Origin of the sequence: Paenibacillus tyrphae (genome assembly GCF_024158745.1) — a bacterium.
In the GTDB taxonomy this organism is placed as follows: domain Bacteria; phylum Bacillota; class Bacilli; order Paenibacillales; family NBRC-103111; genus Paenibacillus_G; species Paenibacillus_G tyrfis_A.
This window is the reverse complement of the sequence record NZ_JAMZAW010000022.1, coordinates 121,758-135,687: the sequence shown is the minus strand read 5'-3', so window position 1 is coordinate 135,687 and position 13,930 is coordinate 121,758. Positions and strand designations below refer to the sequence as shown.

13 protein-coding genes and 2 pseudogenes are annotated in these 13,930 nt (G+C 49.9%); 11 read left to right on the top strand and 4 right to left on the bottom strand.

Translation table 11 applies throughout. From position 1 onward, the window contains the following. Positions 1 to 61: 61 nt before the first annotated feature. Genes NI000_RS27910 through NI000_RS27900 form a run of 3 tightly spaced genes read left to right on the top strand, consistent with a single transcriptional unit; the run spans position 62 to position 2,099 of the window. Complete coding sequence (locus NI000_RS27910) at positions 62 to 748, top strand: response regulator transcription factor (RefSeq protein WP_253414635.1); 687 nt, start codon at positions 62 to 64, stop codon at positions 746 to 748. Further along, entirely contained in the window at positions 745 to 939 is a 195-nt protein-coding gene (locus NI000_RS27905; protein WP_253414634.1) for a hypothetical protein, read from the top strand. The genes NI000_RS27910 and NI000_RS27905 overlap by 4 nt, the downstream gene beginning before the upstream one ends. Positions 940 to 944: 5 nt before the next feature. After that, positions 945 to 2,099, top strand: coding sequence for a sensor histidine kinase (locus NI000_RS27900; protein WP_253414633.1), 1,155 nt, complete (start codon positions 945 to 947; stop codon positions 2,097 to 2,099). A gap of 192 nt (positions 2,100 to 2,291) precedes the next feature. Here the strand turns inward: NI000_RS27900 and NI000_RS27895 are convergent, their stop codons facing one another. Further along, complete coding sequence (locus NI000_RS27895) at positions 2,292 to 3,818, bottom strand: multicopper oxidase family protein (protein WP_253414632.1); 1,527 nt, start codon at positions 3,816 to 3,818, stop codon at positions 2,292 to 2,294. 77 nt (positions 3,819 to 3,895) lie between these two features. On the opposite strand from NI000_RS27895, the pseudogene NI000_RS27890 reads away from it, so the two are divergent. The 5 genes and pseudogenes from NI000_RS27890 to NI000_RS27875 all read left to right on the top strand — a co-directional run. Further along, positions 3,896 to 4,021 (top strand): annotated as a pseudogene (locus NI000_RS27890) (metal-sensing transcriptional repressor); the annotation flags it as partial. Between the two features lie 148 nt (positions 4,022 to 4,169). Continuing rightward, a complete protein-coding gene (locus NI000_RS37210; protein WP_375541011.1) occupies positions 4,170 to 4,391 on the top strand; it encodes a metal-sensing transcriptional repressor in 222 nt (73 codons plus the stop codon). Beyond that, on the top strand, positions 4,378 to 6,813 hold the full coding sequence (locus NI000_RS27885) for a heavy metal translocating P-type ATPase (protein WP_309247940.1): 2,436 nt from the start codon (positions 4,378 to 4,380) through the stop codon (positions 6,811 to 6,813). Before NI000_RS37210 ends, NI000_RS27885 begins: the two co-directional genes overlap by 14 nt. Positions 6,814 to 6,977: 164 nt before the next feature. Then, a complete protein-coding gene (locus NI000_RS27880) occupies positions 6,978 to 7,598 on the top strand; it encodes a nitrite reductase (RefSeq protein ID WP_253414631.1) in 621 nt (206 codons plus the stop codon). A gap of 135 nt (positions 7,599 to 7,733) precedes the next feature. Beyond that, positions 7,734 to 7,973 (top strand): glutaredoxin family protein, encoded by a 240-nt coding sequence (locus NI000_RS27875; RefSeq protein WP_253414630.1) that lies wholly within the window; start codon positions 7,734 to 7,736, stop codon positions 7,971 to 7,973. 115 nt (positions 7,974 to 8,088) lie between these two features. Here NI000_RS27875 and NI000_RS27870 read toward each other — a convergent pair. From NI000_RS27870 to hisC, 3 genes and pseudogenes are all read right to left on the bottom strand, one after another. Next, a pseudogene (locus tag NI000_RS27870) lies at positions 8,089 to 8,316 on the bottom strand (bile acid:sodium symporter); the annotation flags it as partial. 253 nt (positions 8,317 to 8,569) lie between these two features. Continuing rightward, positions 8,570 to 9,430 carry a hypothetical protein gene (locus NI000_RS27865; protein ID WP_253414629.1) on the bottom strand — a complete coding sequence of 287 codons (861 nt, stop codon included), beginning with the start codon at positions 9,428 to 9,430 and terminating at the stop codon, positions 8,570 to 8,572. A 431-nt stretch (positions 9,431 to 9,861) separates the two neighbouring features. Continuing rightward, positions 9,862 to 10,929, bottom strand: a complete 1,068-nt coding sequence (hisC, locus tag NI000_RS27860; protein ID WP_253414628.1) for a histidinol-phosphate transaminase — start codon at positions 10,927 to 10,929, stop codon at positions 9,862 to 9,864. Between the two features lie 194 nt (positions 10,930 to 11,123). Between hisC and pdxR the strand changes: the two genes are divergently transcribed. The 3 genes from pdxR to NI000_RS27845 all read left to right on the top strand — a co-directional run bounded on the left by pdxR (position 11,124) and on the right by NI000_RS27845 (position 13,693). Next, positions 11,124 to 12,578, top strand: a complete 1,455-nt coding sequence (gene pdxR / locus NI000_RS27855; RefSeq protein ID WP_253414627.1) for a MocR-like pyridoxine biosynthesis transcription factor PdxR — start codon at positions 11,124 to 11,126, stop codon at positions 12,576 to 12,578. A 64-nt stretch (positions 12,579 to 12,642) separates the two neighbouring features. After that, positions 12,643 to 13,488 carry a hypothetical protein gene (locus NI000_RS27850; protein ID WP_253414626.1) on the top strand — a complete coding sequence of 282 codons (846 nt, stop codon included), beginning with the start codon at positions 12,643 to 12,645 and terminating at the stop codon, positions 13,486 to 13,488. Between the two features lie 28 nt (positions 13,489 to 13,516). After that, positions 13,517 to 13,693 (top strand): hypothetical protein, encoded by a 177-nt coding sequence (locus tag NI000_RS27845; protein WP_253414625.1) that lies wholly within the window; start codon positions 13,517 to 13,519, stop codon positions 13,691 to 13,693. Positions 13,694 to 13,930 lie beyond the last annotated feature (237 nt).

The following is a 13,930-nucleotide window of genomic DNA, read 5'->3' as shown; positions in this document are numbered from 1 at the left end:
ATTTTTACTGAAAAAAATAAGCTATAATCGAGTAAAAACAGCCGAAAGAAGCGAGATATAGATGGAAACAACTTTACTTCTTGTGGACGATGAAGTGAAAATGCTTGAGGCGATGGCTTCATATTTACAAAATGAAGGGTTTCGTATTGTGAGCGCCACGACGGGCAAGGATGCGCTGACTATAGCCAAAACGGAACGTCCGGCTTTGGTTGTTTTAGACTGGATGCTTCCGGGAATGAGCGGAATTGAAGTTTGCCGCGAACTTCGGAACATGGGATCTTATGGAATCATTATGTTGACGGCAAAAACGGAGGAAATGGATAAGATTATCGGTTTGGAAATCGGAGCCGACGATTACATGACAAAACCTTACAGCTTGAGAGAGTTAGCGGCGAGAATACGTTCCGTATTACGCCGTATTCAGGGTAAACCCGAAGAACTTCAGACGATGCTAAGGGGAGACTTAACGATTATCGAATCGAAATGCCAAGTCATGAAGGATGGCGCGGAAATTATTCTTACTCCTACAGAATTCAAATTATTGATTACTTTGGCCGCCAAACCCGGTATTGTATTCAGTCGGCTTCAATTGATGAAATCGGTCATGGAAGATGATTTCATCAACTACGAGCGCACGATCGATTCCCACATCAGCAACTTGCGGAAAAAGATCGAGAACGATCCGGCGATCCCGAAATATATTCAAACCGTGTTCGGATTCGGTTATCGATTCGGTGACAAGTTATGAACGTTCGGGGGTGCATCGGGGATAAATTGTTTGGCGTGATGGCGGTTATGGTTCTTTTTGTCACGCTAGGTTACTACGGGGCAACCCAAGGATACTTAAAGAACCGTTTTGAAGATTACTTCAAAGAAAAAACGACAAAGTTGTTTGAAATCTATTATAAGGAGCATAAAAAAATTCATGGGAAGGCATAGAGGAGATGATGATTTCAGACGGATTGGAGCAGAGAAATCCGGATCAACGCGAGATTGCTCTATTGTCTCCTGATGGCAACATCTTGTTTTTTAGAGGGTCGGGCGATCCTGGGTCGTTGATACAGCAAGGGAAACTGAATAAAGTCATGGTAAACGGAACGACTGTCGGCACGATCTATGTCAATAGGTGGGAATCGACCGAAGATTATCTATTAAAGAAATATGTTCTGGACTCCATGCGCACCTCAAGTTTCAGGGTACCGGTCTTCACCGGGATCGTTGCACTGCTTCTTGGATTATGGTTAACCAAGAAATTAACGCAGCCCCTGAACCGTCTCATCCCCGCCATACAAAAAATTGCAGCTGGAGAACTTCAAATTCGCATTCCCGTGACAACAAGAGATGAAGTTGGGAAAGTGACCGAAGCGCTCAATCATATGGCGCAGCAGTTGTTTCGTGCAGAAGAGGTACGAAAACATTTGACAGCCGATGTGGCGCATGAGTTAAGGACGCCGCTTTCCATTATTCAATGTCATATGGAAGTGATACAAGAGGGAGGAAGGGACATTCCTCCGGAAACCTTATTGCCTATACAGGATGAAGTCATCCGTTTGTCCAAGCTTGTCGACGATCTCCACCAGTTAACGCTGGCCGAAGCAGGCAAATTGCAGCTGGACCGATCTCCGACCGATCTTGTTCCCCTTTTGGATCGGATCATCGATATGTTAAAGCCGGAAGCAGAAGAACGACATATCGACATTGTTCGCTCGTATCCGGCACAAAAATTGAATGCGTTCGTCGATCCTAACCGGATTACGCAAGTATTTTATAATTTGTTGATCAATGCCATGCGGTACACCTCGTCCGGTGGAAGGATTTCGATCCGAATTACAGATAGTTCCCATGATGAGTCGCGTTTTGCGTCCGTCTCGATTGCAGACACCGGAGTCGGTATCGCGGCGGAGCAACTCCCCTTCCTGTTCGACCGTTTTTATCGCGTTGAAGAATCACGTTCCCGTCATACGGGTGGTATGGGTCTGGGACTTGCAATTGCAAAAGAATTTGTCGAGGCTCATCAAGGCTTCATTTCGGTACAAAGTGAGGTTGGTCGTGGGACCCAGTTTACTGTGTATCTGCCTTGTGCTGGTGCTGAAAAATAACGAAAGAAAGGCGCAATTTTTGCGCCTAATTAGCTTTCAGGGTTGCCGATAATAATCATCGTGATGTCCATGATGAATCACGATGGCAGCAGTGGTCGCGGTTTCCATGGTGTCCACCGTGATGAATTCCATGACCAAAGAATGATGGAAAACTAGTTTCGTTAAACTGTTGAGCGGGCCACCTTTTCGATATTATTCTGGCTTATTTCCTGCGCTGGGATCTGCAACAAAGTTAGTTTTATAATCTGTATATTTTAATTCCGTAACCATACCAGCAGAGGCGTGATGCAGATCATGACAATGGAACATCCAGTTCCCTTCATTATTTGCTTCGAATGCGACAACGTATTCTTCACCCGGCTTCAAATTCAACGAATCCTTGATGATTGGAGATCCTCCTAGAGGTTTCCCGTTCTTGCTTAGTACTTGAAAGAAGTGGCCGTGCAGGTGCATCGGATGGTCGTCGGTTTTCGAGTTATTGACGAGGCGAACCTTGACGGTATTTCCTTCTTTAACGTTTATCGGTTCGGTTTCCGGAAACGTTTTTCCGTTTATAGTGTAGACCATTTCGCCATTTTTCATTTCGGTGTTCAAATTCATCGTGTATTCCAACGTATACTTCTGATCTAATGTAAAATTGGCTTTGCTCGCTTGGCCGTAACGGCTCATGTCGACAGCCGTCAGCTTCTCCGTTTCATTCGCCTTGTCGGAACCGGCAGGAGCCCCTTCATAAGCAATCATGGCTTTCATCCCTTTAACAGCAGCTTTGTCGCCGTGGTCCTCGATCAACCATTGGCCCGGATTGTTGGCGACAAATTCAATATCGTAACGCTCTCCTGGAGCAATGCTTACGACATTATCTTTCAGGATACCTGGATTGTTTATAGGTTGCCCGTCGGTAGCAATAACTTTGAATTCATGTCCGTGCAAATGAATTTGATGAGACAGATAGCCCGCATTGATCAAACGAATTCGAACTTTATCTCCTTGCTTAACAGGGAGCTGATCCACCAACGAACCGGATTTTCCATTTATGGTATACAGATCGTACATACTCATATCGTGTCCCATATTCATCGTACTATGATCCATGCCGGACATATTCATGCCGGTCATTTCCCCGGAACTCATCCATTCATCGAGGACAAGCGTATAATCACGGTCAACACCGGTGCCTTCTTTCGGCTCGACGATAAAGGCCCCATATAATCCGCGATCCAACTGGTTTACACTATCCTGATGTGAGTGGTACCAGTAGGTGCCAGGGACATCTGCTTTAAACTCGTACGTAAACGACTGGCTCGGTTGAACCGCGTTTTGCGTTACACCTGGAATGCCGTCCATGGCGTTTGGTACAGGAACGCCGTGCCAATGATTTGTGACTGGCTCCGGCAAATGGTTCTTCAAGTTGACTTTTATCGTTTCGCCTTGTTTGACCCGAATTTGCGGGCCAGGAACAGAATTGTTGAATGTCCATACCGGCAAAGTTTTGCCTGAGGCAATTTCTTGAGTGCTTACGGAGGCAGTCAAATTAATTTCTTTGCCAGTTAAAACAGTTGGCTTTACTGTTTGAGCATCTGACGCCTTCGGCGATTCTTTTGTCCCTTCCATATTCATTTTCGAGTGATCCGTTCCATTCATTGAACCGGTACAGCCAGCCAATACAACGGATAAGCCCCCGACTATAATCATACTTTTGAGCTTCCAACCAGTCTTCATTGCTTTCATCCCTTTCTGTATTTGAACATCCGATAGATCAATCATAGCCGGGACATATGTAGAACTTTTGAAGAAGGGTGAACGGTGTCGGAAAGCTTTTACTGGAGAATCATCTCAAAAGCTGTGTCATTGAGCGGATCCAGGAAGGGGATACCGAAGTTTTGACAGAGCTTATGAAAACCATGAATAAATTGATAAAATAAAATCGGGCAGCGTTGGCTGCTTTTTCTTTATATAAAAAAATAGGGTTCGGGGGTATAGTAAAAAAAGCATTGACTAAATATAGGGTAGGGGGGTATGCTATAAACAAGGGGATCGATGGAAATGAATACGCGATTCATCTGAGATCAGATCTTAAACCAACTTGAAGCCGTCCATTCCGCTCTAAATGCAGTAGGCATTCTGCTTCTGTCGAACTACTTGAAATCATACATGGCGAACGCTAGCTCAAGGAGAAATGATTCCATCACAGAATTTCGAACGAACGTATCAAAGAAACCATCGAAGAACAAGGTTACGATGTGTTGTAATCTCATGCGAGAACAAGGAGTGAATGATCGTGGAAACAACTGATACTCAGGAATCTAAGCAAACAACTTTGCAAATCACGGGTATGACTTGTGCTGCTTGCGCTAACCGAATTGAGAAAGGCTTGAATAAAATGGAAGGCGTCACTTCCGCCAACGTAAATTTTGCTCTGGAAAAGGCGAGCGTCACTTATGATCCTGCGAAAATTGGCGTTGGAAATCTGGAAGAGACCATAAAAAAACTCGGCTATGATACCGCCAAAGAAGTTGCTCAGTTTAAACTGGAAGGGATGACGTGCGCCGCGTGCGCGAATCGGATCGAGAAAGGACTTAGCAAGATGCCCGGCGTTACAAGCGCCTCCGTCAACTTTGCGATGGAAACAGCGCGTGTCGAATATTCGCCCGGTGAAGTCTCGATCGAGAATATGCAAAGCAAGGTCAAACAGCTTGGCTATAAAGCGATTACGAAGCAGGAAAATGAAAACGCGGGGGATCATCGAGATCATGAAATTCGCCATCAAAAACGGAAATTGCTGATTTCGGCGATACTATCCTTCCCGCTTTTGTGGAGCATGGTTGCTCACTTTTCCTTCACCTCATGGATCTACATGCCGGAAGTGCTCATGAATCCATGGTTCCAGCTTATCTTGGCTACTCCGGTGCAATTTTATGTCGGAAGGCAGTTTTATGTAGGTGCTTATAAAGCGCTTCGCAATGGCAGTGCAAACATGGATGTTCTGGTTTCGCTTGGAACCTCGGCAGCTTACTTTTACAGCCTCTATCTGACAATCGATTGGTTCGCTCGGGGAGGCAGCGTCCATCACGGACCGTCCTTGTACTATGAGACAAGCGCGATCCTGATTACGCTAGTCATTTTGGGAAAACTGTTTGAATCGCTCGCCAAAGGCCGCACATCGGAAGCAATCAAATCATTGATGGGACTGCAAGCCAAAACGGCTTTAGTTGTTCGTGAGGGTCAAGAGCAGACGGTTCCGGTGGATGAAGTCATCGTAGGGGATATCGTACTTATACGTCCCGGAGACAAAGTGCCGGTAGATGGAGAAGTGCTTGAAGGTGTATCGTCAGTAGATGAATCGATGCTCACAGGCGAAAGTCTTCCTGTGGAGAAGAAAGCCGGCGACTCGGTCATCGGAGCCACGATCAACAAAAACGGCATGCTCCGCATTAAGGCAACCAAAGTCGGCAAAGAAACGGCGCTTGCGCAGATTATTAAAGTCGTTGAGGAAGCTCAGGGCTCTAAAGCGCCAATTCAACGGGTAGCGGACATCATTTCCGGCATTTTTGTTCCGGTTGTCGTGGGGATCGCAGTTGTCGCGTTTTTGGTATGGTATTTCTTTGTTACGCCAGGTGAATTTGCAAATGCTTTGGAGAAAGCGATCGCCATCCTCGTCATTGCTTGCCCTTGCGCGCTTGGTTTGGCAACGCCGACTTCCATCATGGCAGGTTCCGGTCGCGCTGCGGAGCTCGGGATCTTGTTTAAAGGCGGCGAGCATTTGGAGCAAACGCATAAGATTGACGCGATCATTTTAGATAAAACCGGCACCGTTACGAAGGGGAAACCGGAGCTCACAGACGTGTTGACGGAAGAAAACGAAACGGAACTCCTCAGACTCGTTGGCGCGGCGGAGAAAAATTCGGAACATCCGCTTGCGGAAGCGATCGTTGCAGGCATTCAAGAAAAAAACATCGAGCTGCCCGGTACAGAATCCTTCGAGGCGATTCCGGGATTCGGCATCAAAGCTGTGGTAGAAGGCAAACAAATGCTCATCGGTACACGTCGATTAATGGAAAAATACGAAGTGGATGCGAAGCATGCTTATGAATCGATGGCTCGTTTGGAAGAAGCCGGAAAGACAGCCATGCTGGTTGCGATCGATAATCGGTATGCAGGTATGGTCGCTGTGGCAGATACGATTAAGGAAACGTCGAAGGCCGCTGTAAGCCGCCTGAAAGAAATGGGTATTCAAGTCATCATGATCACAGGCGATAATGAACGGACGGCTAGAGCTATCGCGGCTCAAGTCGGCATCGACCATGTTCGCGCAGAAGTACTTCCAGAAGGAAAAGCGGAAGAAGTGAAGAAGCTGCAAGCTCAAGGCAAAAAAGTGGCCATGGTCGGGGACGGTATTAATGATGCGCCCGCTCTGGCGACAGCGGACATTGGCATGGCCATCGGTACTGGTACAGATGTGGCCATGGAGGCAGCGGATGTAACTCTCATGCGCGGCGATCTGTCAAGCATCCCGGATGCAATTTATATGAGCCGTAAGACGATGAGCAACATCAAGCAAAATTTATTCTGGGCGCTAGGTTATAACACACTTGGGATTCCGATTGCTGCCATTGGCTTATTGGCACCTTGGGTAGCAGGTGCTGCGATGGCATTAAGTTCTGTTTCCGTTGTTCTTAATGCGCTACGGTTGCAACGTGTCAAAGTACATCACTAAATCTTATAGGAATGGAGAGTTTTAACCGAATGAATAAGAAATGATCCTTATTTCAAGTGGCACCTATAAAATATGGGGACAATTTCAACATCAAGGAAAAGTCTTTACACCCTTTCATAGTCGATGTGAAATGATTCGATAAATTCGAACAGAGGTGGATGGTCATGGGAGAGACAACAAAAATCGCATTAAGCGCAGGGATTCAAGTTGGGGGCAGCCTGTTCACACCGGAGCAGCTTGCCAAAATCGGTTCCGTCGTGGGGATGGATGCAAAAATCGAGATGACCCCGTTTAAACAGCTTTATGCAGAAGTACCTATCGAACGGCGCGATGCAATAAAAGAAGAACTTGAGCATTATGGCCTTGAAGTGTATCCGGCAGGGTTTGTAACTAAAAGTCTGATCGCCTGCAATTTCTGTAAAGGGGCTGAGGAGGCTGGTTTGGATGCAGCTAGAACCTTAAATAAAACAATAGCAGGTATTGAGACGCCCACACCCCTTAAGATCGGGTATGCGGGTTGTGCATTAGGTACAAGCGAGCCGTTGCTTAAAGATATCGGCGTTATCAAAATGCGAGATACATTTGACATCTACGTTGGCGGCGAACCGAAGGGGCTTAAAACCTCCTTTGCCAAACTGCTCGTATCCGGATTAACGGAGGACCGACTCGGTCCGGTTGTAACCGCAATTATCGATTTCTATAAGACACACGCGAAGGGCAAAGAAAAATTCAGCAAATTCGTGGACCGGGTTTCGCTCGAGCAGCTGCGGCAAATTGCAGGTTAATGGATACCTGGAGAGGAGGTGAAACCATGCAAGAAGCAACTGTGAAATTAGCCGATATTAAGGAAGCCATCCAAAACAGGGGATATAACGTTGTGGCATAAAGGCATTTGATGGAGAGCAAGGAGTTGATTGAGAATGAGGGGACCAATAAAAATTTATTCGATACCCACTTGTAGTGACTGCAACTATGCCAAACGTTACTTCAAAGAACACAAGATTGCCTATACAGATTATGACTGCGAGGAAAACGTCAAGTATGCAGAGGAAGTCTGGAACTTGACGGGAAAACAAATTGTTCCGACGATAGTAATCGGCGACAAGGTGTTTGTTGGATTTGCAGAAAATTTAAGCGAAATAAGTGAATTGATAAATTAAACCTGAACCCGGTCAATCGGCCGGGTTAATGATTTATAATTGATCTACAATAAAAGGAAAAGCCGGTGTTATTCATTACAGATACTACCGGCTTTTTATGCCAACGTTAGGTGCAAACGAAGAGTAAAGGCGTTGAAACTAAAACAAGCTTCTTGTTCCCGCGGCCAAGACGAGTAAAGACAATCACATAGTCAATGCAGGGTGTAAGTAAAACAAGAAATACGCCTAGTAGTAAAGCTGGATCGGGAGGAAGAAACTGCGTTAATCCCCAGACAAGGATCGGCACCGCAATGTAATTTACAATGAGCAGCGCGTAAATGAACTGTCGATTCGAGAGCGCTTCTATTTCATGCTCCCGTTGTTTCTATCTTTTCTAAGCACTCCGACCAGGAGAGGCATTTGCAGTTTAAGCCACTATCCAGAATTTGTATCATTGAATTGATTTGCCTTTTCTTTTCCTCATGTTCGGGGCGTTTGTGCTTCGCTATCTGCTTAAATCCCGCGGCACGAAATGCAAGGAAATGCCTTAATAAATAATGTCCATGACAAAGCAGCCCGGATTTTTCACTCTGAGGCTGCTTTAATTACCTTCCGTTCTATTCCCGGCATAAGTCGAAATATTGTTTCAGGTCCTGCTGAAAATCCGTGGTCGGACGTTTAGGCTCCCGTATTTTACATTGTTCCAAATATTCGACGGCGAGCGCTTTGAATTCGGGGTAGGTTCTTACCGTTTCGATCAGGCAGCCGATGATTCCCAATTGGTGGGGTTCATCTTTCTTCTTTAGCTTATACGTGCTGCTGGAAATAAGATGTCTAAGCCAGACTTGGTACGATAGATCGCTGTCGGGAATTGGCGTATCGAAGTACCCTTGTCTTACGGCAGCCCATAACGCTAAAAGCGAATAACGAACGAGCTCGCTCGTCTCCCCGTTTTTAAAAACCGTCACGAGCGATGGAATCGCGCCGGATATATTGACGCCGCTATCCGCCAGTCTCCAGTGGATGCTGCAAATGTATTGTTCGGTTGCCTTATCCTTTACATAACGCTTGCCCGCAGCGAGGATAAGCTGTACCGCTTCATCCGGGAAAGGGGCTTCTGCGGCCAGCAAGGCATCGAGCAGGGCGGCAGCGCGGTATTGAAGATAAAGCTCCGTATCGGTTTTCTCCGATTCTTTCCGGTCCAGATGATGAAGCCGTGCAATGGGGATTATGAACCCGGATAAATCCCCGCCCGCTTCAAGGCACTGGTGAACAATTTCGATCAGCGCGACAACCTGTTCCGGGTCGTCGACGTTCAGATAGGTGCCCAATTCGCCGGTTTGGCGACCCTTTAGCGCGTCTTCCATTGCTGGAGTCGCTATTTCTTCGATGATTTCCATTGCCGTGCGCCTGCGTTCGGCCAAATCTGTTGTTGCGTTAAGTTGATGCATCCTGTGTTCTATAGTGCTGCCGTTCATAGGAAGGTTCCTCCGTCGTCCGTAACTATCGGCAAATGATGATATGAATAGCAAAATTATACCACAGTCGAATGGATAGAAAATGAAAAAAAGCGCCCCACTTCGGCTCAAGTACAGGACCGGAAGCTGTGCGCTGCATTTAAACAATTGCGAAGCTAGGGAAGAAGCTGTTCCTTTAAGACGCGCTTGGTAATGTTCGCCTTATTCAATGTGGTGATTTCCCCATCGACTTGGGCTGCGAAAACGAGCGTGTCTTCCTTGAGCTGAACAAACCCGAAGGGCAGGTTGCCGCTCCCTCCCGTTTTTCCGTAAAGTGTGTAGCCGGGCTGCTGCTCTTCTTGTAAAACGGATGGAACTCACGGTACATGGCATCCGCTTCGATCGAGAAAAAAGCTCCCGATCCCTTGAAAAAGGGCGGGAGCTTCTTGTCTTTAAGCGAGCAGTCCGCGCAGCACAGCGGTAACGGCAGCCATTTCTTCGTCCGTGCCGATGGAAATACGCAGCTTGTCGGCCAGACGAGGGTGCTCGAAATGGCGGACGTAGATGTTTCGTTCCAGCAGCTTCCTGTACCATTCGCGGGCATCGGGCTTTCCGGCTCCCGTCGGAGGCGTACACAAGACGAAATTCGTTTGCGAAGAGATGACATCGAAGCCGAGGCTCTGAAGCTCGGCAATGAAGCTATTGCGCGTCGCTTTGACCGCCGCTACCGTGCGTTTCGTGTATTCCCGGTCTTCCAGAGCGGCCGTGGCAAGCTTCCGGCTGATCGCGTTGATGTTGTAGATGTCCTTGCTCTTTTCCAGCGCGGCGATGAGCGGCTCGGCAGCGACGCAGTAGCCGACCCGCGCTCCGCACAGGGCGTAAGCCTTGGAGAACGTGCGGACGACGATTACGTTGGGATAGCGGTCTACCAGCGGGACAGCGGTTGCCTCGGGATCGGCGAAGTCGATGTAGGCTTCGTCGATGACGACGAGCCCCGGGAAGCGGCTGACCAGCCGTTCCACTTCTTCGAGCGGCAGCAGGTGTCCGGTAGGCGCATTCGGATTGACCAGCACGATCGCGTCCGCCCCGCTGGCCATCAGCAGCTCCGTATCGATGGTAAAGTCGCTTCGTGTCGGAACGGCGATGGAGGAAGCATGATAAGATGCCGCCACCGTGTGATACAGCGAGAACGACGGGTCCGGTAAGGCCAGACGCCGGTTCGGGCCTATGAAGCCTTTGACGATCAGGGAGATGATCTCGCTTGAACCGTTCCCGCAAAAGATTTGTTCGTCCTTGACGCCATGCAGCCGCGAAAGTGCGGCGCGAAGCTGGACGCAGCGGGCGTCGGGATAACGGCGCAGCTCTTCTTCGCCAAGCGTGCGCAGCGCCTCCAGCACGAATGGAGAGGGCGGGTACGGATTTTCGTTCTGATTCAGCTTGATCGCGGCGCTTCCATCCGGCGGAAGGTCGCCCAAGGCGTAAGGGGTGAGCCGGTCGATATGTGGCAAAATAAGGGTCATCGGTTTGCTTCCTCCTGACATCCGGCTGACGGGGTCAGCGCGTGATTTTATGATGTGATGCATGTCTTCCGCTTTGCACAATGGGATGATAAGATGAGCATAACCGCATTTTGACATTGGAAAAATGGTCAGTTTCGTAATTTTTCAAGTGACAGAATGGAGCATCGAATGTTTATTGCAAAGGAGAAGCCGGGATGATCGACTTGATGCCGAGGCTCGACGAAACGTCGGGTGAAGCGCTATATATGCAGCTCTACCGCTATATCCGCGATGAAATCGCCGCCGGCCGCATTCCGGCGAACGTGCGGCTGCCGTCCATCCGCACGCTGTCCGCTTACCTGGGCGTAAGCCGGTCGCCGGTCGCTCTTGCCTACGAGCAGCTGCTCGCCGAGGGCTATGTGAACAGCAGACCGCGCAGCGGGCTGTATGCCGCCGAGCTGGACACGTCCGCCTCCTTGCAGGAGCAGGCCGAAGCGGCGGTGGAACGTTCCGCCGTGTCACCGTCGCCGAAGCGCGCGTACCACGCGTCTCAGGATGAACCGTTCCGCTACGACTTCGGCTACGGCAGCGTCGATATCGAGAGCTTCCCGCTGGCGAAATGGCGCCGGCTGATGAACCGCTGTCTGCTGCCGGAAAACAGCCGTCTGCTGCTGTACGGCGATTTGCAGGGCGAGCCGGAGCTTCGAGCCGAAATTGCCGCTTACCTGCACCATATGCGCGGGGTGCGCTGCCAGCCGGAGCAGATCGTCGTCGGTGCGGGCACGTACCACTCGCTCGATTTGCTGTTCCAATTGCTGCGCGAGGATGTCGTCTGCATGGCTTCCGAAGAAGCGGTCAACGACGGGGTAAAAGCGCTGTTTGGACAGTTCCGGTTCGATTGCCAGCCCCTCCGGCTGGAAAGCGACGGCATCTGCCTCGAAGAGCTGCAGGCCAGCGGCGCGCAGGCGGTTTATGTGACTCCGTCGCATCAGTTTCCGTACGGCATGACGCTGTCGGCGGGCAAGCGGATCAAGCTGCTCCAATGGGCGAAGGAGCGGCGGGCCTATATCGTCGAGAACGATTACGACGGCGAATTCCGCTACAGCGGCCGGCCGATTCCTTCGCTGCAGAGTCTCGACGACGACGGCCGAGTCATCTACGTCGGCACATTCTCGCGGGCGCTGACGCCGGCATTCCGGCTCAGCTATCTCGTGCTGCCACCAGCGCTGCTGGCGAGGTTTCGCAGCCGCCGGCACAGCTATGATCAGCTCGCCTCGCCGATTTTCCAGAAGACGCAGCAGCTGTTCATGCAATCCGGCGACTTCGGGCGGCATATGCGCAAAATGCGCAGTGTCTACCACAAGAAGCGCGATGCGCTGCTGCACGCCGTACGCGATGCTTTTCCGGCGGGCGTCGAGATGATCGGCGCGGACTCGGGGCTGCATCTGCTGCTTCGGGTTCGCGGCGCGAAGGAAGAAGCGGAGCTTGTGCGCGCAGCCGCCTGGGAAGGAGTCGGCGTCTACCCGGCTTCGGCTTACCGGCTGCGGCCGGAGGCTGACGAGGCCCCGACCGTGCTGCTCGGCTTCGGCGGTCTATCCGAAACGGACATCCGGGAAGGGGTAAGGGTGCTGGCGCGGGCATGGAAAATGGAATCTTCTCTAAATAAATGAAAGAATATGGACGATATATCCAGTAGGATGTCGATTTTCTTTTATTTTGAAGAGGAGGGGTAACGTGAAAGTTTCCGGCGAAGGAAGCAGCATCTTGAACCTGTACGCGATCCGCGAGCAGGAGAGCAAGCCCGGTCTGAGACCGGGGACGATTGCCGGCTTGAAGCATGACACGGTCGAAATCAGCCCAACCGGCCGGCAGTTGGCCGAAGGCGCAATCAAGCACCACGTGGGCAAAATTTTCGTATCGGCTCAAATCGACGAGTCGCTGAACCGGCTGCTCGAAGGGAAGCCGCAGGAGGTCAGCGATGCGGTGCATACGATCATCGGCTCCAATCTGCTGCCGGGCGGCTCCGTTTCGGACGAAGGGGAGCGCGCCGCGTTGCGGGAAGCGGGATTGGCGCAGGCAAAATATGTGGCGGACCGTTATATGTCGGGCGGCGAATCGTCCGAGTTGATGGCGATCATGAATCATATTGCCGTCATCGGCGCGAAGGGAACGGTTGATCCGGCCACGGGAAGCGTCTCCTACAAAATGCCGCCATCCCGGCCGGTCGGAGCACCGGAAGACTATGTGGACATCAACGAGCTGATGAAGAGGTTCGAACCGGATACTTACAAAAAGCTGCACGAAGCGGTAACCGGCGGCGGCGAATGGGGTAGCATTTTGTTTTCGTTTGTGCAAAAAATCCCGCAAAATGAGCAGTGGGTGAGCAAGTATCGCGAGGAAACGAAACAACTGATGCAAGAGCTGAAGACGACGAAGCTTGACAATCGGTTCGCAGGCGCCGATACGGCCTCCTTCTTGCTGGACATAAACCGTAAGCTGGAGCTGACGCCGCTTGCGAAGACGGATACCTTGATGCGAAATATGGCTAATTTTGCAAGGATTTTCGGGCATCGGGCTTAAAGAGAAGCGGGCGAACCGAACCGCTCGGATGGCGGCAATTTTGATCGAAATGCGAGAAGACGCACGACGCACGGATAACGGGCATACGGTTGAAACCCGAAAGACCGCACGCTTCCCGGCTAAACGGCTTGGGGGAGAGGCGGTCTTTTTGTTGTACGTAGGTCAAAAACGACAGGAGATGAAATTAATACCGTCACTGGAATAAATAAAACTTACATTCTTCGAATCCATCTCCGAAAGTGCTATTTATCTTCACAATTTATTCAAATATTTATTGACAAGCGAAAAAAACGGCTGTTATTATTAACATCAGTGGTGAAAATAAATGAATTAAATTTGTTCAAGGAATCATTTGAAGCGGTTCCGGATCCGACGAACCCGACTTGAAAGCGTTAGCAAAGCGAGGAGCTCGGGCCGTTAACCGCAGCGGAACAGCTTGAAC

Excerpts from the sequence above, each read along its gene's own strand:
- hisC (WP_253414628.1), bottom strand. The coding sequence starts at position 10,929 with ATGACCCTTATTTTGCCACATATCGACCGGCTCACCCCTTACGCCTTG.
- NI000_RS27845 (WP_253414625.1), top strand. The coding sequence starts at position 13,517 with ATGGCGGCAATTTTGATCGAAATGCGAGAAGACGCACGACGCACGGAT.
- NI000_RS27865 (WP_253414629.1), bottom strand. The coding sequence starts at position 9,430 with ATGAACGGCAGCACTATAGAACACAGGATGCATCAACTTAACGCAACA.
- NI000_RS27880 (WP_253414631.1), top strand. The coding sequence starts at position 6,978 with ATGGGAGAGACAACAAAAATCGCATTAAGCGCAGGGATTCAAGTTGGG.
- NI000_RS27895 (WP_253414632.1), bottom strand. The coding sequence starts at position 3,818 with ATGAAGACTGGTTGGAAGCTCAAAAGTATGATTATAGTCGGGGGCTTA.
- NI000_RS27910 (WP_253414635.1), top strand. The coding sequence starts at position 62 with ATGGAAACAACTTTACTTCTTGTGGACGATGAAGTGAAAATGCTTGAG.
- pdxR (WP_253414627.1), top strand. The coding sequence starts at position 11,124 with ATGATCGACTTGATGCCGAGGCTCGACGAAACGTCGGGTGAAGCGCTA.
- NI000_RS27875 (WP_253414630.1), top strand. The coding sequence starts at position 7,734 with ATGAGGGGACCAATAAAAATTTATTCGATACCCACTTGTAGTGACTGC.
- NI000_RS27900 (WP_253414633.1), top strand. The coding sequence starts at position 945 with ATGATGATTTCAGACGGATTGGAGCAGAGAAATCCGGATCAACGCGAG.
- NI000_RS27905 (WP_253414634.1), top strand. The coding sequence starts at position 745 with ATGAACGTTCGGGGGTGCATCGGGGATAAATTGTTTGGCGTGATGGCG.